25 protein-coding genes and 1 other RNA gene are annotated in these 22,393 nt (G+C 57.5%); 18 read left to right on the top strand and 8 right to left on the bottom strand.

What is annotated here, in order from left to right; genetic code table 11:
- Positions 1 to 175: 175 nt before the first annotated feature.
- The 13 genes from DYI20_RS01185 (at position 176) to ssrA (ending at position 10,610) form a co-directional block, all read left to right on the top strand.
- Positions 176 to 1,402: a TadA family conjugal transfer-associated ATPase gene (locus DYI20_RS01185; RefSeq protein WP_110098619.1), complete on the top strand. Its 1,227-nt coding sequence runs from the start codon at positions 176 to 178 to the stop codon at positions 1,400 to 1,402.
- On the top strand, positions 1,399 to 2,253 hold the full coding sequence (locus tag DYI20_RS01180) for a type II secretion system F family protein (RefSeq protein ID WP_110100263.1): 855 nt from the start codon (positions 1,399 to 1,401) through the stop codon (positions 2,251 to 2,253). Before DYI20_RS01185 ends, DYI20_RS01180 begins: the two co-directional genes overlap by 4 nt.
- A complete protein-coding gene (locus DYI20_RS01175) occupies positions 2,250 to 3,185 on the top strand; it encodes a type II secretion system F family protein (RefSeq protein ID WP_110100264.1) in 936 nt (311 codons plus the stop codon). The genes DYI20_RS01180 and DYI20_RS01175 overlap by 4 nt, the downstream gene beginning before the upstream one ends.
- 91 nt (positions 3,186 to 3,276) lie before the next feature.
- Positions 3,277 to 3,474 carry a hypothetical protein gene (locus DYI20_RS01170; protein WP_110098622.1) on the top strand — a complete coding sequence of 66 codons (198 nt, stop codon included), beginning with the start codon at positions 3,277 to 3,279 and terminating at the stop codon, positions 3,472 to 3,474.
- 1 nt (position 3,475) lies between these two features.
- A complete protein-coding gene (locus DYI20_RS01165) occupies positions 3,476 to 3,880 on the top strand; it encodes a TadE/TadG family type IV pilus assembly protein (protein ID WP_110100265.1) in 405 nt (134 codons plus the stop codon).
- A complete protein-coding gene (locus DYI20_RS01160; protein ID WP_146206276.1) occupies positions 3,858 to 4,304 on the top strand; it encodes a TadE/TadG family type IV pilus assembly protein in 447 nt (148 codons plus the stop codon). The genes DYI20_RS01165 and DYI20_RS01160 overlap by 23 nt, the downstream gene beginning before the upstream one ends.
- Positions 4,305 to 4,407: 103 nt before the next feature.
- The gene (locus tag DYI20_RS01155; protein ID WP_147472499.1) at positions 4,408 to 4,779 is read left to right on the top strand and encodes a hypothetical protein; all 372 of its coding nucleotides are present in this window, start codon (positions 4,408 to 4,410) and stop codon (positions 4,777 to 4,779) included.
- A gap of 45 nt (positions 4,780 to 4,824) precedes the next feature.
- Positions 4,825 to 5,949, top strand: coding sequence for a peptide chain release factor 2 (gene prfB / locus DYI20_RS01150; protein ID WP_110100267.1), 1,125 nt, complete (start codon positions 4,825 to 4,827; stop codon positions 5,947 to 5,949).
- Positions 5,950 to 6,093: 144 nt separating this feature from the next.
- Complete coding sequence (ftsE, locus tag DYI20_RS01145) at positions 6,094 to 6,897, top strand: cell division ATP-binding protein FtsE (protein ID WP_110100268.1); 804 nt, start codon at positions 6,094 to 6,096, stop codon at positions 6,895 to 6,897.
- Positions 6,894 to 7,808 (top strand): permease-like cell division protein FtsX, encoded by a 915-nt coding sequence (ftsX, locus tag DYI20_RS01140; protein ID WP_110098628.1) that lies wholly within the window; start codon positions 6,894 to 6,896, stop codon positions 7,806 to 7,808. The genes ftsE and ftsX overlap by 4 nt, the downstream gene beginning before the upstream one ends.
- Positions 7,809 to 7,867: 59 nt before the next feature.
- A complete protein-coding gene (locus DYI20_RS01135; protein ID WP_110098629.1) occupies positions 7,868 to 9,478 on the top strand; it encodes a M23 family metallopeptidase in 1,611 nt (536 codons plus the stop codon).
- Positions 9,479 to 9,611: 133 nt separating this feature from the next.
- On the top strand, positions 9,612 to 10,127 hold the full coding sequence (gene smpB, locus DYI20_RS01130; RefSeq protein ID WP_110098630.1) for an SsrA-binding protein SmpB: 516 nt from the start codon (positions 9,612 to 9,614) through the stop codon (positions 10,125 to 10,127).
- 113 nt (positions 10,128 to 10,240) lie between these two features.
- Positions 10,241 to 10,610: a transfer-messenger RNA gene (gene ssrA, locus DYI20_RS01125) on the top strand.
- Positions 10,611 to 10,824: 214 nt separating this feature from the next.
- On the opposite strand, the gene brnQ is transcribed toward ssrA, so the two are convergent.
- Positions 10,825 to 12,252 carry a branched-chain amino acid transport system II carrier protein gene (gene brnQ / locus DYI20_RS01120; protein WP_183145568.1) on the bottom strand — a complete coding sequence of 476 codons (1,428 nt, stop codon included), beginning with the start codon at positions 12,250 to 12,252 and terminating at the stop codon, positions 10,825 to 10,827.
- 520 nt (positions 12,253 to 12,772) lie between these two features.
- Between brnQ and DYI20_RS01115 the strand changes: the two genes are divergently transcribed.
- From DYI20_RS01115 to DYI20_RS01105, 3 genes are all read left to right on the top strand, one after another.
- Entirely contained in the window at positions 12,773 to 13,825 is a 1,053-nt protein-coding gene (locus DYI20_RS01115) for a helix-turn-helix domain-containing protein (RefSeq protein WP_166769866.1), read from the top strand.
- A gap of 69 nt (positions 13,826 to 13,894) precedes the next feature.
- The gene (gene exaC, locus DYI20_RS01110; RefSeq protein WP_110100270.1) at positions 13,895 to 15,418 is read left to right on the top strand and encodes an acetaldehyde dehydrogenase ExaC; all 1,524 of its coding nucleotides are present in this window, start codon (positions 13,895 to 13,897) and stop codon (positions 15,416 to 15,418) included.
- Between the two features lie 104 nt (positions 15,419 to 15,522).
- Positions 15,523 to 15,984, top strand: coding sequence for a DUF779 domain-containing protein (locus DYI20_RS01105; RefSeq protein WP_110098635.1), 462 nt, complete (start codon positions 15,523 to 15,525; stop codon positions 15,982 to 15,984).
- A 36-nt stretch (positions 15,985 to 16,020) separates the two neighbouring features.
- Here the strand turns inward: DYI20_RS01105 and DYI20_RS12240 are convergent, their stop codons facing one another.
- Genes DYI20_RS12240 through aroA form a run of 5 tightly spaced genes read right to left on the bottom strand, consistent with a single transcriptional unit; the run spans position 16,021 to position 20,281 of the window.
- Positions 16,021 to 16,377: a fluoride efflux transporter FluC gene (locus DYI20_RS12240; RefSeq protein WP_158278408.1), complete on the bottom strand. Its 357-nt coding sequence runs from the start codon at positions 16,375 to 16,377 to the stop codon at positions 16,021 to 16,023.
- Positions 16,374 to 16,937 carry a fluoride efflux transporter FluC gene (locus DYI20_RS01095; RefSeq protein WP_110098637.1) on the bottom strand — a complete coding sequence of 188 codons (564 nt, stop codon included), beginning with the start codon at positions 16,935 to 16,937 and terminating at the stop codon, positions 16,374 to 16,376. The genes DYI20_RS12240 and DYI20_RS01095 overlap by 4 nt, the downstream gene beginning before the upstream one ends.
- A complete protein-coding gene (gene hisN, locus DYI20_RS01090; RefSeq protein ID WP_233242778.1) occupies positions 16,934 to 17,767 on the bottom strand; it encodes a histidinol-phosphatase in 834 nt (277 codons plus the stop codon). Before hisN ends, DYI20_RS01095 begins: the two co-directional genes overlap by 4 nt.
- Before the next feature lie 4 nt (positions 17,768 to 17,771).
- Entirely contained in the window at positions 17,772 to 18,890 is a 1,119-nt protein-coding gene (gene rsgA / locus DYI20_RS01085; protein ID WP_110100272.1) for a ribosome small subunit-dependent GTPase A, read from the bottom strand.
- Positions 18,887 to 20,281, bottom strand: a complete 1,395-nt coding sequence (gene aroA, locus DYI20_RS01080) for a 3-phosphoshikimate 1-carboxyvinyltransferase (protein WP_110100273.1) — start codon at positions 20,279 to 20,281, stop codon at positions 18,887 to 18,889. Before aroA ends, rsgA begins: the two co-directional genes overlap by 4 nt.
- 268 nt (positions 20,282 to 20,549) lie before the next feature.
- Between aroA and DYI20_RS01075 the strand changes: the two genes are divergently transcribed.
- Both DYI20_RS01075 and rsrA read left to right on the top strand, forming a co-directional pair.
- Positions 20,550 to 21,218, top strand: a complete 669-nt coding sequence (locus DYI20_RS01075; RefSeq protein WP_233242779.1) for a sigma-70 family RNA polymerase sigma factor — start codon at positions 20,550 to 20,552, stop codon at positions 21,216 to 21,218.
- 49 nt (positions 21,219 to 21,267) lie between these two features.
- Complete coding sequence (rsrA, locus tag DYI20_RS01070) at positions 21,268 to 21,531, top strand: mycothiol system anti-sigma-R factor (RefSeq protein ID WP_110098691.1); 264 nt, start codon at positions 21,268 to 21,270, stop codon at positions 21,529 to 21,531.
- A gap of 75 nt (positions 21,532 to 21,606) precedes the next feature.
- Here rsrA and DYI20_RS12855 read toward each other — a convergent pair whose 3' ends face one another.
- Together DYI20_RS12855 and DYI20_RS01065 are read right to left on the bottom strand one after the other, a co-directional pair.
- Positions 21,607 to 21,684 (bottom strand): 50S ribosomal protein bL37, encoded by a 78-nt coding sequence (locus DYI20_RS12855; protein WP_369859877.1) that lies wholly within the window; start codon positions 21,682 to 21,684, stop codon positions 21,607 to 21,609.
- Positions 21,685 to 21,771: 87 nt separating this feature from the next.
- On the bottom strand, positions 21,772 to 22,383 hold the full coding sequence (locus tag DYI20_RS01065; protein ID WP_110098642.1) for a DUF459 domain-containing protein: 612 nt from the start codon (positions 22,381 to 22,383) through the stop codon (positions 21,772 to 21,774).
- Positions 22,384 to 22,393 lie beyond the last annotated feature (10 nt).

Here is a 22,393-nt window from a genome sequence, read left to right as displayed (position 1 = left end):
CGTCGCCGGGTACGAATGCGTCGAGAGTATTTGTAAGACCTGTGGATAATATAAATTATCCAGAAATTTCAGGAACCACTGTTTTCTCAGCTCAATTTATTGTTTACAGTGAGTGGGGTCACAGTTTTGTGATGTCAGACGACAGTTTTGGTTGCTGAAGGGGAGCAATGATTCGATGGACGCTTTGCGCATACTGGAAACAGAAGTTCGCGAAGAGATACGCCGATCCAATATTGACCCTTCTAAAGATCTCACTGCAGTTCGAGACCTCGTCTACCACGTCACACAGAACTATGATGCGCGTTCACTGACAGGCAGCGTGCCGGTTTTGGCCGATCGTGAGGTTGCTCAAAAAGCCGTGCTAGACGCTGTCGCTGGTTTCGGACCGCTGCAACGGCTGCTGGACGATGATTCTGTCGAAGAAATCTGGATCAACTCTCCCGACCAAGTTTTCTGCGCTCGCGGTGGCACCACAGAGTTGACCAATGTCTCGTTGAGTGCGCAACAGGTTCGAGACTTGGTCGAGAAGATGCTGAAAAGTTCGGGGCGTCGACTCGACCTGTCCTCACCGTTCGTTGACGCTGCCTTACCCGACGGATCACGGCTCCACGTGGTTATTCCGGAGATTACGGCACAACACTGGGCCGTTAACATTCGAAAATTCGTTGTTCGAGCGCACAACCTTCAGGATTTGGTCCGTACCCGCTCGCTAACCGCTCAAGCCGCCATGTTTTTAGAGGCTGCCGTGACTGCCGGGCTGAACATTCTGGTGTCCGGTGCCACTCAAGCCGGGAAAACCACTCTGTTGAATTGTCTATCCGCTGCCATCGGGGCCAGAGAGCGAGTGATTACCGTTGAGGAGATCTTTGAACTGCAGATACCGGTTCGTGACGTGGTGAGCATGCAGTGTCGGCAGGCCAATCTGGAAGGTTATGGTGAGATTTCGTTGCGTCGCCTGGTAAAAGAAGCCCTGCGGATGCGTCCGGACCGGATTATTGTCGGAGAGGTCCGCGAGGCCGAAAGCTTGGACATGCTCATTGCGATGAACGCCGGACTGTCGGGAATGTGCTCGGTGCACGCCAACAGTGCCCAGGATGCACTCACCAAAATCTGCACGCTACCTTTATTGGCAGGGGACAATATCACCTCACAATTCGTGGTCCCGACGGTGACCAGTTGTTTTGACCTGGTGGTGCACTGTGAAAAAGACCGCCGAGGACAGCGACGGATAGCTGAGATCCGTGCGGTCGGGCAACGTGTCGAAGCCGGTGTGATCGAATCGGCTCCAGTCTTTCATCGACCAGAGCACGAACTAGTTTTTAACCCCAGCGGCTTGGTGGATAGCAAAAAGTTTCGTGACCACGGTATGGACGTCCGCGCTTTGATGGGCGCGAACGCATGAGCGTGTTGCTCGGGCTCATCCTAGGGGTCGGGCTACTCCTGATTTGGCTGTCATGGTGGGCCCAGCCTGCCCAGGAGAGTCGCAAGCCCTCTCGCGTGTCAGGACTTCAGCACCTGGTTATTCGTTCTGGGATCGAACGCATTACCGTCCCCACTGTCGTGGCTAGTTCGGCCATTTTGGCTTTGGTGGTGGGGCTGGTCATGATTGCCCTGACGAGAGCGGTTCCGTTGGGGATCTGCTTTGGACTCTTCGCAGCTCTGCTTCCATTTGGCATCTTGAAATCGTCAGCCAGAAAACGGCAAGCGACGATGCGCGAGGTATGGCCCGAGGCGGTAGACCATTTACGGTCCGCGATTCGTGCCGGATTGACGTTGCCCGAGGCGTTGTCACAATTGGCGATTCACGGTCCCGAAGAACTCAGACCCGCGTTGGAAGATTTCACCGCAGATTATCGGGCCGGAATGCGATTCTCTGGTGCCCTAACACGCCTTAAGGAGCGTCTGGCCGATCCAGTAGCCGATCGGCTGGCGGCATCGTTGATGATGACCCGGGATGTCGGTAGCGCAGATATTGGTGCAGTACTGGAGACCTTGGCGGACTTTTTGCGTGAAGAGGCACAAACTCGAGCTGAACTGGAAGCGCGACAGTCTTGGACTATCAACGGGGCGCGTCTGGCTGTGGTCGCGCCGTGGGTCGTGCTACTACTTTTGGCAACACAACCGCAGGCGTTGGCTGCTTATCAAACGATGGCAGGCATGCTCGTGTTGCTGTTCGGCGTGGTGGTTAGTGCCTTGTGCTATTGGCTAATGCGCAGGATTGGGGCTCTTCCGGCTGAGAGGAGAGTTTTATGAGCGTGCCAAGTTGGTTGGCCTTAGGGTGCGGGGCACTTTTAGGTACCGGTCTTGTATTGATCATGTTGGTCGTGTGGACAGGTGGGTCGCCCTCGCTAGTCCAGCGCGTCCAACCTCAGCTCCGGGGATTTGCTCCTGCGACGGCACCGGTGACGGCTCGGCCCAGTGGGGTCCTCGGTACGATCTACAAATTGGCCGCCCCGTTGCTGGGTCGAGTGGCCAGACTGCTGGATATGATGAACCTCGGTTCTGACCAATTACAGAGAAAACTGTGGAGCGCTGGCCTCGAGATGACCGTGGCACAGTATCGCACAGAGCAACTCATGTATGCCCTACTTGGAGCATCCGCCGGAATGGTGGTCAGTATCGGGCTTGCCGTGAACTACTCACTCACGCCCCTGCTAGGCGTCATCGTGGTTCTTGGTCTTGGCGTCCTGGGTTTCTTCTTGCGGGATAATGTTCTCAGCTCCCAGGTATCTCGTCGCAAAGCCCGTATCTTGGCGGAGTTTCCCACCGTGACCGAACTAGTTGCTTTGTCAGTATCGGCCGGAGACACTGCACAGGGTGCCATCGAACGGGTGGCCAACTCCGCTGAGGGAGAGCTGGCTACCGAATTTGATCGCGTGATGCGAGATCTCCATGCCGGTTCCAGCTTCGCTACTGCCCTGCGGTCCTGTGACCACCGGGTCCAGATACCGGCCGTCGAACGATTCATCTCTGGGCTCTTGGTGGCCTTGGAACGCGGTACTCCGCTGTCGCAGGTCTTAAGGGCACAAGCCCATGATGTCCGTGAGATGTCGAAACGAAACTTGATGGAAGTCGCGGGCAAGAAAGAGATCGGCATGATGGCCCCATTGATCTTCGGCATCCTGCCCCTGACAGTCCTCTTTGCCGTCTACCCGGGCCTCTCGCTATTGAACCTCGGTGTTTGAGAGTCTCGAGCAATACAGACTAGATCACCCCCCAAAAAACAAATGACCAGAAATCCACGACGAGTAAGTCACGACAAGAAGGAGACACACTATGAAGAGCCTGATCACGTTGATGATCTGGATGTCCAATTCACTCCAGCGCCTGGGACGAGATGAACGAGGAGATGTTCCAGGCTGGGTGATGATTACCCTGATGTCGGCTGTGCTGGTGGCTGGCCTGCTGGCACTTGCCGGCCCGGCTCTGGCAGACCTCTTCAACCAGGCGATCGATCAAGTTTCAACAAACTAAGATGTGGGAATCCATCGGCTCGTTGCGACGTGAGCGTGGCTCCGCCGTGGCGGAATCAACCATGATCATCGCCGTCATTGCGGTGCTGATGGTTTCGATCATGCAACTAGCGGTCATTATTCACACGCGCAATACGATGATTGACGCGGCCTCAGCAGGCGCCCGTTATGCGGGGCTAGCTGATAAGTCCGTCAGCGACGGCGTGGAGCGGGCCGAGACGCTACTGACCGAGTCGATACCGGGGGCTTCGCAGGCTCAGGTGAGTGCTCAGGTTTCCGCAGTACCCGGTGGTGATGGAGCGGAGTTGATTACCATCACCGTCGAGCACGGCATTCCCATGGTTGGGTTCGTCGCCGCTCCTGTCACGTGGGAGGTGAGTGGCCATGCGTATAGCTTCACCCAATAGATGCGACCATCGCGCCGATGAGGGGTCTTCGACCGTGGAATTCACGGTACTTGCTGCCGTACTACTGGTGCCGGTGATCTATTTCTTAGTACTCATCGCCCAGATCCAATCCGCCGGCTACGCCACCGTTGCAGCGGCTGATCAGGGCGTGAGAATGCTTGCGCAGGCTTCGGACGATGAACAGGGCGAGCAACGAGCCAGAGCCAGCATTGAGCGAACCGTGGAGGATTACGGCGTTGATCCAGACCAAATTACCGTCGCCATTCACTGCTCACCAGACAGTTGCACCGCTCCGGGCTCACTAGCGCAGATCGAAATATCCACTAGTGTGGGTCTTCCGCTGGTTCCCAGTATCTTAGGTAACCCGACCAGCGTGGCCACGTTGAACTCAGTCGCTGACTATCAAGTGGGTGAATTTGAGTAAGGTACTAGCTCGATGGCGTGTCCGAATGTGCGAAGATTCAGGACAGACCAGCATTTTGCTGGTGGGGATATGCGCCGTCTTGTTGTCCTGTGCGGTCACGATCTTGGCAATCACACAGGTCAATCTCCAGTCGCGCAAGCTCCTATCGACCGCCGACACTGTGGCATCCGTGGCGGCCGCCGACTTTCGTCTTGATGCACCTGCCATCTCAGAACCCAATAGCAACAGCGTGGTAACCCAAACGCCAAGACTCAATGCCCGGTCGGCCCGGGGGCGGGTTGAAGACTATCTCAATTCTTCGGGGGCCTACCAGCGGTTCGGCGACCTTGACGTCGTCGATGTCCGAGTCCTTGGCGGGGATACAGTGGTGGTGGAGTTGACTGCACAGGCGGAGGTCCCGGTGGTGAGTTGGTTTCTTCCCGATGGGGTAGAGGTTCACGCAGAGTCCAGCGCTCGCACCAGTCTGCAACGCTGAGTCGTTTTCTGCCCTCCGGCTCAGATGACGTAGGCTTGGAGGGTCATGGCTGAAATTGATTTCCCCGCTGAGATCGCGGGTCTACGTTCTACCTATGCCTCGATTGCGGAAGTCTCCGACTTGCCGCAGATTCGCGCTGACGTCGAGGAGCTATCCGGTCAGGCTGCGGCACCTGATCTATGGGACAACCCTGATGAGGCTCAAAAAATCACCTCCAAGCTCTCGAGGCGTCAGCACGAACTGGAACGGTTGACCACCATGGAATCACGCATTGACGATCTCGAAGTCATGGTGGAATTGGCCAGGGAAGAGTCAGAACCGGCCATTTTGGATGACGCGGCCAGTGAGCTCTCCAGCATCCGCGATGCACTTAGCCAGCTAGAAACTGTCACGCTACTCAACGGTGAATATGATGAGCGCGAGGCGGTGGTGACTATTCGCTCTGGTGCCGGTGGTGTGGATGCTGCCGACTTCGCCGAAATGCTGATGCGAATGTATTTGCGCTGGGCCGAACGCCACGGGTACCCGACCAAGGTGATGGACACCTCCTATGCAGAAGAAGCCGGGATGAAGTCGGCAACTTTTGAGGTCAATGCTGAATACGCATATGGAACGTTATCGGTTGAAGCCGGAACGCACCGTTTGGTCCGTATTTCTCCTTTCGACAACCAGGGACGTCGACAGACCTCCTTCGCCGCGGTTGAAGTCGTGCCGGTGATTGAATCCGATGACTCGCTGGAGATTCCCGAGACAGAGCTGAAGATCGATGTGTTCCGTTCCTCAGGCCCTGGTGGTCAGTCGGTCAACACCACCGACTCTGCGGTGCGTATGACCCATATTCCCACCGGGATCGTGGTGTCGATGCAGAACGAGAAGTCTCAGATTCAAAACCGCGCTGCTGCCCTGCGGGTCTTGCAGTCGCGGTTGCTGTTGCTACGCCAGCAGGAAGAAGATGCCAAGAAGAAAGAACTCGCCGGTGACGTAAAAGCCAGCTGGGGTGATCAAATGCGCTCTTATGTGCTCAATCCCTATCAGATGGTGAAAGATCTGCGGACCGGGCACGAGGAAGGTAACCCCGACAAGGTCTTCAACGGCGAAATTGATGACTTTATCGATGCTGGCATCCGGTGGCGTGCCGGTGACCGGCATGACGGCGAGGACGAGAACTAATCGACTTCGGCGACACAGCATCTCTCATGGCTCAGCCTCCCACAACGGTTACCAATTCGTGACTATTCTTGAAGGGCCGGCGCTGGAAGACTTCCCCGATTAGGCCACACCGCCGGCGGGTATTCTGCCCGGTCGGAGTAGAACATGATTCGATTCGAAGATGTCACGAAGGTTTATCACCGTACCTCGCGACCAGCACTCGAAGACGTGACCGTTGAAATAGAACGCGGTGAGTTCGTCTTCTTAGTTGGTGCCTCCGGATCCGGTAAATCAACTTTTATCCGACTGGTCCAGCGAGAAGAACGTGCAAGCTCCGGTTCCGTCTACGTCTCAGGAAAAAACGTCGCCAAACTGCCGAGCTGGCGGGTTCCTCACCTGCGACGCGGTTTGGGCGTGGTCTTTCAGGACTTTCGGTTGTTGCCGAACAAAACCGTGTTTGCCAACGTGGCCTTTGCAATGCAAGTGTTAGGCAAACGTAATGCCTTGATCAGCCAAAACGTGCCCGATGTGCTCGAGACCGTGGGGTTGGCGGGGAAAGAGAAGCGGATGCCACACGAGCTATCCGGTGGTGAGCAACAGCGCGTGGCGATTGCTCGTGCGGTTGTGAACCGCCCGGCGATTCTGTTGGCCGATGAGCCCACCGGTAACCTCGACCCCGAAACGTCCTGGGGAATTATGGAAGTTCTGGACAAGATCAACCAGAACGGCACTACCGTGGTGATGGCGACCCACGATCACGACATCGTTAACTCGATGAAAAAGCGTGTGGTGGAACTTGTGGATGGTCGTATTGTGCGTGATGAAGCCGAAGGCGGTTACTCTCCCTCCATTAGTCCTGAACACGAGCGCCAGCTGCAGGCCTATGGAGATGACCAGCCGATGCCACGTCGTGCCACACGGCGCGGTGAGGCAGTTCAGGAACAGATCGTCCAGGAGGGTCAGCAGTGAGAGTTAGGTTTATTTTCGGCGAGACTTTCTCTGGTATTCGCCGAAACCTCTCGATGGTCATCTCGGTCATTCTGGTGACTTTTGTGTCCCTGACCTTCGTCGGAGCCGCCGGTCTCCTTCAGCAACAAATTAACCAGATGAAGGGCTATTGGTACGACCGGGTTGAAGTGGCGATCTTCTTGTGTACCGAAAATTCCCTGTCGGCGGCCTGTTCGGCGGGCGCGGTGACCGATGAACAACGCCAGGCCATTGAAGACCAGCTCGAATCGCCGCAAGCAGCAGAGTATGTCGACAGCTACGAGTACGAGTCTCAAGAGATGGCGTTGGAGATTTTCCAAGAGCAGTTTGCCAACTCCGAAATGGCTGAGGTAGTCACGGCTGACCAGCTCCCGGAATCATTCCGGGTGAAATTGGTAGACCCCGAACAATACGAAGTGATCAACGAGATGTTCGCCAATATGCCGGGCGTTGAGGAGGTCTCAGATCAGCGAGAATTGCTGGAGTCGTTATTTGCAATCATGAACATCGCCTCAGTCGTTGCGGTCGGACTGGCCGTGGTGATGTTGGTGACAGCAACGCTTTTGATCGCGACCACCATCCGGCTCTCCGCCTTCTCCCGCCGACGCGAGACCGGGATTATGCGCTTGGTCGGCGCCTCCAAATCCATGATCCAACTCCCGTTTCTGGCAGAAGGTGTGTTGGCGGCGGTCCTTGGCGCGGTGCTGGCATCGGTGACGACGTGGGCACTGGCAGAGTTCTTTGTTGGTAACTGGTTGGCCACCCAATATCCAGACACTGGCTTTATATCCGGGCAAGATGCCCTCGTTCTCATACCATTGTTGATAGTGATTGCCGTGGTTCTGGCTGCGGTCTCGTCCTGGTTGACATTGCGGCGATACCTCAAGGTCTAGCTCGGCAGTGGCCTGCTTGAGTCCTTCGTCTTCCCCCGTTCCGTGAAGGAGTACTTTTCATGAGCCGTAACCGGCTACCTCTGTGTGTTATTGCGACTGGCTTGATGGCGGTGCTGACAGTCAGCAGTATCGCGCCAGCCCATGCGCAGGACAAGGTCGATGAGTTGCAACAGCAGCTGGACGAATCGCGTCAGCAGGAATCAGACTTGTCTGATTCCTTGTCGGATTTGGAAAGCCAAAAGCAAAAACTGGAGTCTGACCGGGGCGACTTGAATGCCAACCTGGAAGGGCTCGATGAGGACATCCGGAAAAAGGTCACGGAGCTCAACGAGTTGCAAGAGCAGTTGCCCGGTGCGCAACAGGCTGTTGAAGACGCAGAGTCTCGAGTGCAAGCTGCCGTGGATGAAGTGCAGTCGCTCAAGAGTCGATTGACCTCAGCCCAGCAACGTCGTCAGGAAATTCAGGCCGAGATCGATGACTCGGAACAACAGGTTGCACAAGCGCGCGAGGAAGTTGGCCAGATTGCCCACCAGGCCTACCGGCGTGGCGGGGTCTCGCAAGATCTGTCGTTTATGCTCGGTGTTTCTGATTCCTCCCTGCCCGAGACTATGGGACTGACTCAGCAGGCGCTACGCATCCAATCCTCACGGTCTTCCCAGGCCTCCCAGCAGGCAGCCACCGACCGTAATACGGACGCACGTCTCGCCGGTGTGGAACAAGAAATCGAAGAGCTACAGGCACAGGCCGAGGAAGCTCTCGAAGCTGAAGAAAAAGCCCGTGACGAGGCTCGAGCCGCAAAGAAGGAGTTGGACACGATGGTGTCCGACACCGAGCGGCTCACGGAAGAACTGAAGGCCGAACGTCCGAAGATTCAGAAGCAGATCGACGAGAACCGCGCCGAGCAATCTTCGGTGAACGAAGACATCGCTCAGCGTCAGCGGGAGTTGCTCGATCAAGAATCAGCAACCTCGGACTTAGAAGGCCAATACCAAGAGGCAGTCGAAGAGGCTGAACGCAAACGCAAGGAAGCAGAAGAAGCGGAACGTAAGGCTCGTGAAGCAGAGGAACGAGCAGCGGCCGCTAAGGCGTCGGAACGTCAGCGCAAGGAGGCTGAAGAAGCACGGAAAAAGGCCGAAGAAGCCTCTAAGGCCTCGCGTGACGCAGACCAAAAAGTCACAGAAGAGGCTGCGGCCAACGAGTCGTCCAAATCATCGGGCTCCTCGGGATCCTCGAAACCTTCCAGCAGTTCCTCGGCGTGGGGTCTGGTTCCTCCCCTCAATACCTACCAGACTTCTGGATTTGGGTGGCGTCCCACCCCAGCCGGAACTTTTGACTATGGAGGAGCTGGCGGATACGTTCACACCGGAATCGACTATGGCGGTGGCTGTGGTCTACCGATCAAGGCCGCCGCGTCCGGCACGGTCATGAACGCTGACTGGGCCGTGTGGACCTCGGGTCGTCGCGTCGTCATTTCGCACGGGCAGGTTAACGGTCGGCTATTGGCCACAAAGTACCATCACATGACCCGTTACGTCGTCAGTCCAGGTCAGAAGGTCAACCAGGGTGACGTCATCGGTTATACCGGCACAACCGGTAACTCCACCGGGTGCCATTTGCACTTTGAAACGCTGTTAGACGGGACCGCGGTTGACCCCGAGGGCTTGCTCTAACTATTTCCACGTCGCGACCCTCTCTGACCCGTTAGATGACTTCGGAGAGGGCCGACGTGTATAATTTTTGGGTTGATCGACAAGATGTGCCCGGTATGTTCAACGAGATCTTGGGGAAGAGGTGAGGCTGACGATGGCGAAGAAATCGAACGGGAAAAAAACACCTGACCCCAATAGCCAGGTTGTTGCCTCGAACCGGAAAGCTCGTCACAACTACACGATCAAAGATACCTATGAAGCCGGGCTGTCTCTGATGGGAACTGAGGTTAAATCACTACGCGAGGGACAAGCCTCGATTGGTGATGGGTTCGCCCAGTTTACCAATGGTGAGCTCTACCTCGAACAGGTCTACATTCCTGAATACCTCAACGGTTCTTGGACGAACCATGCATCGCGACGCCGGAGAAAATTGCTACTACACCGTGCAGAATTGAATCGGCTTGAGCGCGCTGTCCAGGACAAAGGCGTTACCATTGTGCCACTTAAGCTCTATTTTAAGAATGGTATCGCCAAGGTAGAGATCGCCGTTGCCGAGGGTAAGCGTGACTTTGACAAGCGCCAAGCACTTCGTGAGCAGCAAGATGCGCGTGAGGCACAACGAGCGATGCGGCAAGCCAACCGGCGCGGGGTCTCCGCGTTGGAGTTTTAGCTCTTTGCAGAAGAACACAGCTCCCGGGCAATCAGGGAGCTCGCGTGACTTGCGGGCGGACTTTCGACGGGTTATTCTGGTGTATCCACGATTTCGTGGAACATAATCGAAGAGGGGACGATCGGTTTCGACGATGTGAGTTGAGGTAAGGGAAGCGTGCCGAGGACGCAAAGTCATCTCGTAAACGCCCTTTGCAATCAATTAAGTGCCGAATCTAAGCGCACTGACTTCGCTCTCGCTGCCTAATCAGTGATCGAGTCCGTCAGCCCGGGAATGCTATCGGCCCGGTGTCTGGCGTCGATTAGATAGCCACTGTTCGTTGACCCTGTCGGGGGAATCAACGAAGACCTGAAGCCGACTAGACCTGAACGATCGCCTGTCTGTGGGACGATCGAGGTCGATAAAACTTCAGAACAGACTGCGCACGGAGAAGCCTACTGAAGTTCACATCGGACCCGGGTTCGATTCCCGGCGTCTCCACCCTAGGCCCGCTAACTCGTTGAGTTGGCGGGCTTTTTCGTTGCACATAAAGGGAAGTAGCGGAATCACGCTCATCCTCAAACAAAGGGTCCACGTTCGACATGTCACGGATTGCAGGGAAGAACTCGGCAGGATGGGGGCTAACTGGGAATAAGACGACCGAGCCCCGCTCATGTCATCGATTTGTGAACAGGGTCTTTGCGTCAAAGGCGAGCCTCTAGGAGCGATTCAGTGCCTGGCTCGTGTCGGACGATGGCGTCTCATCTCTTTGGAGAGGGTCGCGGATTTCTCCTGAGACGAGGTCATCATCTCGGGTCAGGCCGCGCTGCATATCGAAGATGAAGGCAATGGTTGCTGCCACGACGGTGGGGACCATCCATCCCAGTCCCGCTGAGAACAACGGGATGATCGCCAGTGGCTCGGCCAGGACCTCAGCACCGAACAGATTGTTGGACACGATCAGATCAAGGGCCGAGAAGATCAGCGCGACATAGACACCGGTGCGGTAGGTCAGTGGTAACTGGCGACGCGGGACCAGCAGGTGGACCAAGCTGGTGACGATTAAGGCTATTGCGGGTGGGTAGATCAGTCCGATGATGGGTGTCGAGAACGTCAGGATGCGTTCCAGGCCGAGATTAGCAAGAGTGAATGCGATCACGGTGAAGATCATTGCCCAGCTACGGTAGGACAGCTGGGGGAGTAGTTCTTCAAAGAACGACGCTGAGGCAGCAATCAGACCAACCGCGGTGGTCAGGCATGCCAGCAGAACCACAGCGGAGAAGATGATGTCTCCGGTCAATCCCAAAGTCAGCTTCGACGCGCTGGACAGAATTTCTGCGCCATCGGAATAACTTTCTTTATTCGGCATGCGCGTGCCCATAAAGCCCAGACCGAGGTAAACCAGCATGAGGAAGAAGCCGGCGATACAGGCCGAGATTGCGCTGAGCTTTACCACTCTCTTGTGGTTGGTTATGCCAGCAGCGCCGAAGCTGGAGACCACCACGATGGCGAATGCCAGAGCGGCAATGGAATCCATGGTGAAGTAGCCCTGAAGAATTCCGGCGATCAGCGGGCTGGAAGCGTATTCCTCGGTGGGAGCTACCGGGGGATTATTCATGGACGCAATAACGGCGATGGTCATCACGGTCAACAGAATGAGCAGGGCGGGGGTGAGGACTTTACCCAAGGAGTCGGCCACCTTGCCTGGGAATAGCACAATGACGAACGCGACGGCAAAGAAGAGCCCGGTAAAGAACACGCGCCAGCCTGTACCGGATAGTCCAAAGGTGGATTCAATGCCGAGTTCGTAACCGATCGCTGCCACGCGTGGCATGGCGTAAAACGAACCGATGGAGAGATAGACAACCACTGAGAAGATGACACCGAAAATGACGCCAGCTCGAGAGGCCATATCCCTGACGCCGGAACCAGACACTGCGACAGCAATGATCGTGATGACCGGTAGGACCACGCCGGCCACCAGGAAGCCGGTGATTGCAGGCGCAAACCGATCGCCGGACTCGATACCGAGCATGGGCGGGAAAATCAGGTTCCCGGCCCCAAAAAACATCGAGAACAACATCAAACCAACGGCGAAGACTGTTGTGACGGTTTTCTTCGACGACAATGTGGTCGGTGAAGCCATAGATGGGGCCATCCTTGAGCGTCTGAGGTGCAGTGACTCACCTTAGGATAATGTCTGGTGGCTCACGCTACTGATATTGGTAGCTAGATTTCCCGACGTCTCGAATTGGTTAGAGGGTCAGTGGAGGAGTCGGTCTACGTGTCCATCGAATAACGTGTCCGGTCAGTACAGCCAACTAGCTTCACCTGTCTCGATCTGGGAGTTGGTCTTGTCAAGGGGTATTTGGCTCACCTAGAGTATGTGATGATGATCACATTCAAGCGCTCTTCTTTGAGGTGGGTCTCAGATGAGAGAAGGACTGGTCGCAAGCGGTGGTCCGAGTTACCGCGGGCTACCTCCGGAGTTGGAAGCCTCGTGGCGTCGCTCTCGCGCTCATTCTCTTGACGCCGAGTCGACTGACGCCCCGTTGTTCTACGACGGGCTGAAGTTGGATGACTATCGAAGAAACCACCCCCTTGCTGCTTTGTTACCAATGGTGCGGAGTGTGTTGACGGACTCCGTGGCTGAGTCAGGGTTAATTGTGGCCGTCGTCGATTACGCCGGCACCTTACTCTGGGTGGAGGGCGACCACCACACGCGGACTCTTGCGGAGGATCTATCCTTCGGTCCTGGCGCCAATTGGGCGGAGCAAAGCATGGGCACGTCCGCCCCTGCGGTTGCTTTAGTCACCGGACGTCCGGTTCAAGTGGCACGAACACAACATTTTGCCCTCCATATCCAATGCTTCTCGTGCACCGCAGTCCCTGTTCGCGACCCGATTACCGGAAAGATCTTAGGGGCCCTGGACATTACGGGCGGTGATCGTGCCGTTGCCGGGCATGCGCTGGCGTTGATGAAAGCCACCGGATTAGCTTGCGAAGGATACCTGCGAGAGCTCTACGCGGACCGCATGCCAACGTGTCTCTATCACGGTGGGGTGCAGGCGGGGCTTGGGCCCACGACACTGAGTGCGGTCGGCCGAGCCAAGCCCTTGCTGGTCGATGGTGCGGGAAATGCCGTAGAGCTGAGCCAACGTCATGCGGAAATTCTTTTCTTGTTGTGCTGGGAGGCACATCAGCGCGGTCGAGGCATGAGCGCGGAAGAGCTGAGTGAGCAACTTTTCGGCTCTGGTGAGCACGTGGTCACGGTGCGCGCTGAAATGACCCGCTTGCGAAAATTCCTAGCTGCGCGACCGGCGCTTGCTGTTGAAGTCGAGTCTCGACCCTATCGGCTTGTGGCGTCGCTGGAGCTTGATGTCGTGGAACTATGGAACGCCTTGCGCTCTGGTGATCTTGACCAGGCGTTGGGTTTCGGCAGTCAATCGTTCTTGCCAGAGAGTGGCGCGCCGGGGGTATTTGAGGTGCGCCATCGAGTGGCGACGTGGTTACGAGAGCTCGTTCTGGAGAGAGCCAATGCCGAGCAAGTGCTGAAGTATCTCGATACGTGTCACGACGAGGAAGACGAGCAAGTCATGATGCTTGCACTCAAAATTCTGCCCGAGCAGCATCCGCGCCGAACGGAAATTGTCTTGAACCTCGAGCGCACTGGTGAAATCGACGGGATGCGTTGCAACCCGCCTGCAACCGGCATGTGATTAGGATCATATTCAAGGAGTCTCTGAAGAGTAACCGTAACAACGGACTCCCGTTTTTAGGAGGTCAGGATGACACAATATGCACACCCCGGCCAGCCTGGCGCGCTGGTGGAATTTAAATCACGATACGACCATTACATCGGTGGCGAGTGGGTTGCACCAGTCAAAGGTCAGTACTTCGAGAATATTACTCCAGTGACCGGCAAAGTCTTCACCGAGGTCGCTCGCGGAACCGCGGAGGACATTGACGTCGCGATCGATGCGGCACAAGCTGCAGCATCAGCGTGGGGCAAAGCCTCGGCGGCCGAACGGGCCGGAGTTCTGTTGAAGATCGCGGACCGGATGGAGCAACATCTTGAAGAGCTTGCGGTGGCTGAGACCTGGGATAATGGTAAAGCCATCCGAGAACCCCTAAACGCAGATCTTCCCTTGGCGATTGACCACTTCCGCTATTACGCAGGGGCGATACGCGCTCAAGAGGGTCGGCTGTCCCAAATTGACGATGACACCACCGCGTATCATTTTCACGAACCGCTGGGCGTTGTCGGGCAAATCATTCCCTGGAACTTCCCGCTGTTGATGGCGGTGTGGAAACTGGCTCCAGCGCTGGCAGCAGGAAACGCTGTCGTGCTCAAGCCAGCTGAGCAAACTCCGGCTTCGATTCTGGTGCTGTTGGAGTTAATTGGGGACCTGCTGCCTGCGGGGGTCGTCAACGTGGTCAATGGATTTGGGCTGGAAGCCGGTAAGCCATTGGCTTCGAATCCGCGGATTCGAAAGATTGCTTTTACCGGCGAGACCACCACAGGTCGACTCATCATGCAGTATGCGTCAGAAAACATTATCCCCGTAACCCTGGAGCTAGGTGGTAAGTCCCCAAATATTTTCTTCGAGGACGTGATGGCTGCCGATGATGCGTTCTTCGACAAAGCACAAGAAGGGTTTGTGCTCTTTGCACTCAATCAGGGCGAAGTCTGCACCTGCCCGTCTCGAGCGCTCGTGCAGGAATCGATCGCCGATGACTTCTTGGAGCAGGCGGTAGCTCGCACTCAGCGCATTAGTCACGGTGACCCGCTCAATTCGGACACGGTCATTGGTGCACAGGCTTCCAATGATCAGCTCGAGAAGATCCTGTCTTACCTGGACATTGGAGTTAAGGAAGGCGCGGAAGTCCTGACAGGCGGTGGCCGTGCTGAACTGGAGGGAGACCTCGCGGAGGGGTTCTATGTCCAACCCACTATCTTTAAAGGGAAGAATGATATGCGTGTCTTCCAGGAAGAGATCTTCGGTCCTGTCGTCGCTGTCACGACCTTCGCGGATTACGACGAGGCAATCTCGATTGCAAATAACACGCTCTACGGTTTGGGCGCTGGCGTGTGGTCGCGGAATGGTACGAGAGCCTATCGGGCTGGTCGAGATATTCAAGCGGGCCGTGTGTGGGTGAATAATTATCACAGTTATCCGGCCCACTCGGCCTTTGGCGGGTATAAGTCCTCCGGTATTGGACGCGAAACGCACCTGATGATGTTGGAGCATTACCAACAAACGAAGAACCTATTGGTGTCCTATTCCGATTCCGCTTTAGGTTTCTTCTAAACGCGAGCGAAAGCAACTGAGTGAACAAGACCGGGCCTGCGGATGCTGTGGCGTTCTGGGCCCGGTCAACGCTTCTGTGAAGCATACCCTGAAAGGAGGGCACCATGTCGTCACATAGCGACACTGCCGAGAAGAACGCGGACCCAGAGATATTTTTGGTCGCCCGCCCAGAAATAAGCGGAGAAGATTTTTCCCGGGTATCGATGACTCGATCTGCCTTTGAGCTGTTGCAAAAGCTTTGGGCTTTTCATGGTCCCCTGCTGTTTCACCAGTCAGGCGGATGTTGTGATGGCTCCTCGCCGATGTGTTTCCCGATCGGAGATTTTAAGACGGGCGCCTCAGACGTTTTACTGGGCACGTTCGAGATGTCCGGCCCGCCAGGTGAAGGCCACCGACCTGACCGCGAAGGTCAGACGCTACCGTTCTGGATATCCGCTGAACAGTTTCAGGTCTGGAAACATACTCGGCTGTGTTTAGATGTTGTCGACGGCCGTGGCGCAGGCTTCTCGGTGGAAGCCCCGGAAGGCAAACGGTTCTTGATCCGTTCGAATTTATTGGATCAGTAGCGCTTGGCAACGTTGCGAATCTTTGGGGGTGCGAAATCAGCTAAACGACGTGATAGCCAGGGTGAATCCCAGAGTGGCCACGGCCAGACTGGCGACGATGTGAAGAGTCCAGGTGCCAACCGCTCGCCCAAGGTTTCCAGCCATGACGTGGTGGGCGGTGGACATGGAGACCGTGGAGAATGTGGTGAGCGAACCTGCTAACGCCGTAATCCAAATCAGCCTGGCCTGTTCGGCCAGATCCGCATAACCGAGCATCAAACCACCGACCACACCGGCGATGGCCGACCCAGCGATGTTAGCGAGCAAAATACCGTAGCGCGGAAGCAAAACATCCGCCACGTAGCGGGTAACGGCTCCGAAAAAAGCGGCTACCACGAACGCGATGGCGATCACGCCGACTCCTCTGTGCTGGGCGCCGGGTGACTTGGCCTTGAAGCACAGTGGCGGGAACCCAGCCGGTAGCCCCACAGCGCGACTGCGGTGCCGGCCACGAGCACACCGGCTAGCAGTAGCGCGCCACTGAGCATCGCGATGACAACAGTGGTGGCAGGTGAGGGCCCGACGACTGAGCCTAATACCCAGACTCCGGTGGTGTAGGAGACCATCATGGCGGAGACAGTGGTGAAGGACCCGAGAAAACCGGTGGTGAGTGCTGGTGGTAGCCAGCTGGGCAGGTGTTGGCGTTGCACTCGGGGTGAGGTCGCCAGCCTGCCGCTGACGATGCCGAGGAGAAAAGATCCGATGAGGTTAATGACGATCAGTTCCCAGATGGTCGAGGAAAACCCGAGTCCATGGGGGACTGTGGTCAGGCCACCGGGGGTGAGACTGGGGTTGGGGAAGACCACGGTGACCAGCCAGCGCACCACGGCTCCGGTCACACCGGCTAGCCCCACGGCCAAGAGGACGGCGGGGTGTAGTCGAGCTCGGACCCTGGTGCCGATAGTTTTCGTCATTGGGCTCGTTGTTGTCCGCGCAGGCTGGGGTTGAGACGCTCCAGGACCTCATCGTGCAGCAGGTCATTGGTGGCCAGTGCATGTCCGCCGTAGGGTCCGGGTTCTCCGTCCAGTGAGGTGAACCGACCACCGGCTTCGGTCACGATCGGCACGAGCGCGGCCATGTCGTAGAGTTCGAGTTCTGGCTCGCAGGCGATGTCGACTGCGCCTTCGGCCACGAGCATGTAGGACCAAAAATCCCCGTAGGCCCGCACCCGCCAGACTGTTGAGGTCAATTCCAAAAATTCGCGAATATTACCGCGGTGGCGCCAGCCCTCCAGCGAGGAGAAAGACAGCGACGCGTCATCAATCACGCTCACGTTGGAGGCATGAAGCTGGGTTGCTCGAGCCAGCGACCGACCGGTGAAGGCACCACTTCCTTGAGCGGCCCACCAGCGCCGGTGTAGTGCCGGGGCCGAAACGACGCCAACGACAGGGATCCCGTCTTCGACCAGGGCGATGAGCGTGGCCCACACGGGCACCCCTCGCACAAAGTTCTTGGTTCCGTCGATCGGATCGATGATCCAGCGTCGGGAGGAATTGCCCTCGGTACCGAATTCTTCACCCAAGATCGCATCGCGGGGGCGGGCACGGGCTAGCTGGTTGCGAATGTGCTGCTCGGCGGCTCGATCGGCATCGGTGACCGGGGTGAGGTCTGGCTTGGTGGAGACCTGAAGGTCTTGAGCGTGAAAGCGAGCGGTCGTGACGGCGTCTACGCTATCGGCAATGGTCAGCGCGAGATTCAGGTCATCACGGTAGCCTTGCCAGCTGTTGTCGAGTGCCATGCTCATTAGATTACCCTCTTGCTACCTCGTCGCCGGGGCTGGAAACACGGTTGGCGAGTAATCGGCGCAACGAGGCCAACCGGGCCGGCCCAGAACTTCCAGCGTGACCGGAGTCCACCCAGTCATCCAGGGCACACTCGCGGGCTTGCTCACGGTGGGTGCACCCGCGTGGGCAATCGGCAATAGCAGGCAGAAGTTCCTGGAATCCGGCCACCACGTCATCAGGATCGACCAGTCCGAGCCCAAAGGAACGGATTCCGGGGGTATCGATGAGCCAGGACGGTTCGGTGTCATCGGTGTGCTCGCCACGCAATGGGACCGCTACCGCCGAGGAGGAGGTGTGTCGGCCGCGTCCGGTGGTGGGATTGATGTGACCGGTGGCGCGGTCAGCGCCGGTCAGCGCGTTGAGCAAGGTGGACTTGCCGACGCCGGAGGGCCCCACAAGTGCGCTACGGTGTCCGGTGAGACGCTCAGCGAGCCGGTGGACGTCCTCGGCATTCAGCTCAGTGTGATCGGCAGTGTGTGGATCCCCTGAGGTGGTAATGATCTCCAGATCAACATCGGCGTAGTGGTCGACGAGGGGTTGGGCAGAAGCCACATCGGTTTTGGTTACACACAACAGGGGTGTAATGCCGGCATCAAAGGCTGCAACCAGGGCGCGATCGATAAAACCGGTGCGCGGTTCCGGATCAGCGGCGGCGACGACGATCACGAGCAGATCCACGTTGGCGACCACGATGCGCTCATAGGTGTCGGAGTCATCGGCCGAGCGGCGCAGTACGCTCTGGCGGTCTGCTAGGCGCACGATGCGGGCCAGGGTTCCGTCGGCCCCGGAGAGATCGCCGACCACAGCCACCCGGTCACCGACCACGATCGCGGTTCGGCGCATCTCTTTGGCGCGCATCGCGACCACAGTACGTGGCTGATGCAGGGTGGAGGAACGTCCTCCGGGTTGTTGTGCGGGCAGGTAGACCGTATAGCGACCGCGATCTACGGCGATGACTCGTCCCAACGCGGCGTCGTGGTGCTCAGGGCGTTGCTTAGTGCGCGGCCGGGAGCCCCGCTTGGATGGGCGAGTGCGGGCCGACGACTCGTCAAAATCGGAGTAATCAATGGTGAACCGGCTCATCCTTGTACCATCGTCCTCTCTGCCGTGGCCTCGAGGCCGAAGAGCTCCGACCAAGCCAGCGGGAACCGTGGCATGGTTTTGGAGGTGGTGGTGATATCACGGACGCTGACCCCGGGGATGTGCAAACCGGCCAGCGCGCCGAAGGTTGCCATCCGGTGGTCGGCCCAGGAATCCAAGGTCGCCGGGCGCAACTGCTCCGACGGGCTGAAGTACAGGGCGGTGTCGGTGGCATGAACCCGGGCGCCGAGTTTCGTGGCCTCGGTGACGATGGCGTGCAATCGGTCGGTTTCGTGGCCGCGCAAATGACCGATCCCGGTCAGTGCGGTCTCGGAATCTGCGACAAGGGCTAGGGCCGCAATGGTCGGCACCAACTCGGCGGCGCCGGCAATTTCCCCGGCACCGAGGATGATCGGTTTCCCAGTCGAATCTGTTTGACCGGTGACTGTCAGGGTGCCAGAGGCGTCATCCTCGGGGTTTGGAGCCCACTGCACATCGGCGCCGAACCGTGGCAGGATCTGCTGCCACCGGTCACCAATCTGGGTGGTCTCCCGGGGCCAGTGGGGGATGGAGACCCTTCCACCGGTGATCACCGCGGCGGCCAAGTACACGCCAGCGTTAGACAGGTCGGGCTCGACCGCGGTGTTGCGGGCTCGGATGGGGCCAGGGGAGACGATCCAGTGCCCGGGCTCCGGGGACGCGGTCTCGACGCCGACCTCGGCGAGGACCTTGAGAGTCATGCCAACGTGTTCTGGGCTGGGAACCCTGGACCCGGTGTGACGGATCGACAGTCCGCGCTCGTAGTGGGCCGCGCAGAGCAAAAGACCGGATACAAACTGGGAGGAACCGCTCGCGTCGATACAAACAGTGCCGCCGGGCACGGAGCCGGTGCCGTAGACCGTGAAAGGCAGATGAGCCACCGGGGTAGTCTCTGCGGTGATGCGCACTCCGGCCTGACGCAGCCCCTCCAGCAAGGGGCCCATCGGGCGGGCACTGGCTTCGGGGTCACCCACGCAGTGGACCTCAGCCTGCATCAGGGCGGCAACAGGGGGAATAAAGCGCATCACCGTCCCGGCCAGGCCCACCTCAATGGTGAGCGGTTCCGCGAAGTGGGTGCCGGGTTTCAGTGGGGTGATGCGATAGCTTCCCGGTGCATCGCCGGGGGTGATGGTTGCACCCAGGGCTTCCAAGGCGTCCCTCATCAGCGCGGTATCGCGGGAGTCGAGTACCCCGGTCAATTCGCTCGGGGCCTTAGCCAGAGCCGCTAGCACCAGATAGCGATTGCTTAGTGATTTGGAGCCGGGGATCTCTACGGTGGCCCGTACGGGGCCCCTGGCGTGGGGGGCCTGCCAGAGCTTGTCGGCGGGATGATCAGCAAGGGAAGGTGAGGACACGAACGATATCTCGTTTCAGCCGGTGACGTCTGATGAACTAGGTTCTAGCCTAGCGACTGTGGCATAGCGAACCGAATGCTGAGGAATATCTGAGACCGCCGGAGAGCTATACGGGTTAGTAGAACAGTGTCGGTCACCGCTCGCTGGGCGTATCGGACCTGACGGACAGAGAATGTGGAGGAGGAGCTCGATGCCAACGGCAGTAGCGAAGACACCGGCACGGCCACATGGCACGGGACGGACTCAACAGCGCTTAGACTGGGCTGTAATGAGTACGACAGATCCTGCCCCGTCCGCAGACTCCTCGCCAGACACCGACCGCATCGATCCGAAAACCGAGTCTCTCGAACAGCGCAAAGAACGCTTCGAGCGGGACGCCATGCAGTACGTGGACCAGCTTTATGCTGGCGCCTTGCGCATGACACGGAATCCCGCCGATGCTGAAGATCTCGTCCAGGAAGCCTTTACCAAGGCATTTTCCTCGTTCCACCAGTACAAGCCGGGCACGAATTTGCGGGCCTGGTTGTACCGGATTCTGACCAATACCTACATCAACTTGTACCGCAAGCGTCAGCGTTCGCCTCAGGAATCGGGCACCGAGGACGTCGAGGACTGGCATATGGTCCAAGCCGCCGAGCACTCCTCAACAGGGTTGCGGTCGGCGGAGACAGAGGCCCTGGATCGGTTGCCGGATGCTGATGTGAAAAAAGCTCTGCAAGAGATTCCGGAAGAGTTCCGGCTGGCGGTGTATTTCGCCGATGTTGAGGGATTTGCCTATAAGGAAATTTCTGAGATCCTCGATGTTCCCATTGGAACGGTGATGTCGCGACTGCACCGGGGTCGGAAAATGTTGCGGGAACGGCTTACGGACTATGCCGCGGACCGGGGGATCCGAGCAGCAGTGGAAGACCAAACGAAACAGAAGACGAAAAAGTAAGGAGGAAGGTTCGCTCATGGGGCAGACACCAGACGATGCACACTGCAATGTGACAGGCTGCCGGGAGAGTGGTAATCCTTCCGATTCCCGTATCCAACGAATTTATGAGTATCTTGATGGGGTGCTCTCCCACAGTGATATTGAAGATGTACAGGGGCACCTGAATGAGTGCGAAGAGTGTAGTGCAGAATATGACTTGGAATGCATTATTCGCTCGGTGGTCCGTCGGTCCTGTACTGAAAAGGCCCCGGATTCGCTGAAGTCGAAAATCATGGTGCGTATCAGTGAGATTCGGGCAGAAAGTTCACACTAACCCTTCGAAATACAACGAAGGTGGACGAAAAAATTCGTCCACCTTCGGGAAAATCTTGTGTGGCCTCACGCCACGTTAGCCAGCATTAGGGCGTTTTCCGCCATTGGCCTTATTCTTGCGACGATCCTTGCGCTTACGACCACGCTTACCCATGGCGCAACTCCTTTCTAGCGCCTCAAGACGGTGGTGAATGAATTCTTGGTAAATTTTAGCACCCGTGCCTGTTGCGCTTTGACGCGATTAGGATTGCGATCCGAGGTTCTCGGGTAGATTCATCCAGCGATACCACCCCCGGTGTAGCACCAGCCACGCCACCAGCCCGTAGGCAGACTGGCCGGGCAGACCCTGGTTTGATGCGAGATCCTGCTGGTACTGGTTATGGTCGACCAATGCTTCAAAGACATCAACATAGAATACGTTGCGGCGCTGGGCCACATTCCGGTAGGCAGCGTTAAGTTCGCGTAACTTCTGGTTGGCATCCTGATCCAGACCGGGCAAGGGACCAACAACAAATACCTCGAGGCCTTGTTGAGTCGCTTTATCGATGATGTTGGCCAAGTTCAGCCGAGCTCGTGCCGAGGTAGGCACATACTTCGTGTCGGAACTATTCAACGCGATGAGCAACCGGTTTTCAGTGTCGTTGCTGAACCGGGGTAGTGCTTCTTCTTCCCAACGATAGGACATCGCCTCGATGGGCTCTTGGGGGGCGGCCAGGACGTAGCTTTCTACCAAAACGTCGGGGTGATGACTCTTGGCGAGAACTCTGCCCAACCACCCCATGGCACGTGGATCGCCCAGCCCGGCGAGGTGTTCTCCACCCACTGAGGCCAGTCGTATCTGCCGAAATTCCATGCTGTTGGTA

It is taken from the genome of Auritidibacter ignavus, from assembly GCF_003703835.1.
GTDB lineage: Bacteria > Actinomycetota > Actinomycetes > Actinomycetales > Micrococcaceae > Auritidibacter > Auritidibacter ignavus.
This window is presented reverse-complemented; position numbering and strand designations above follow the sequence as displayed.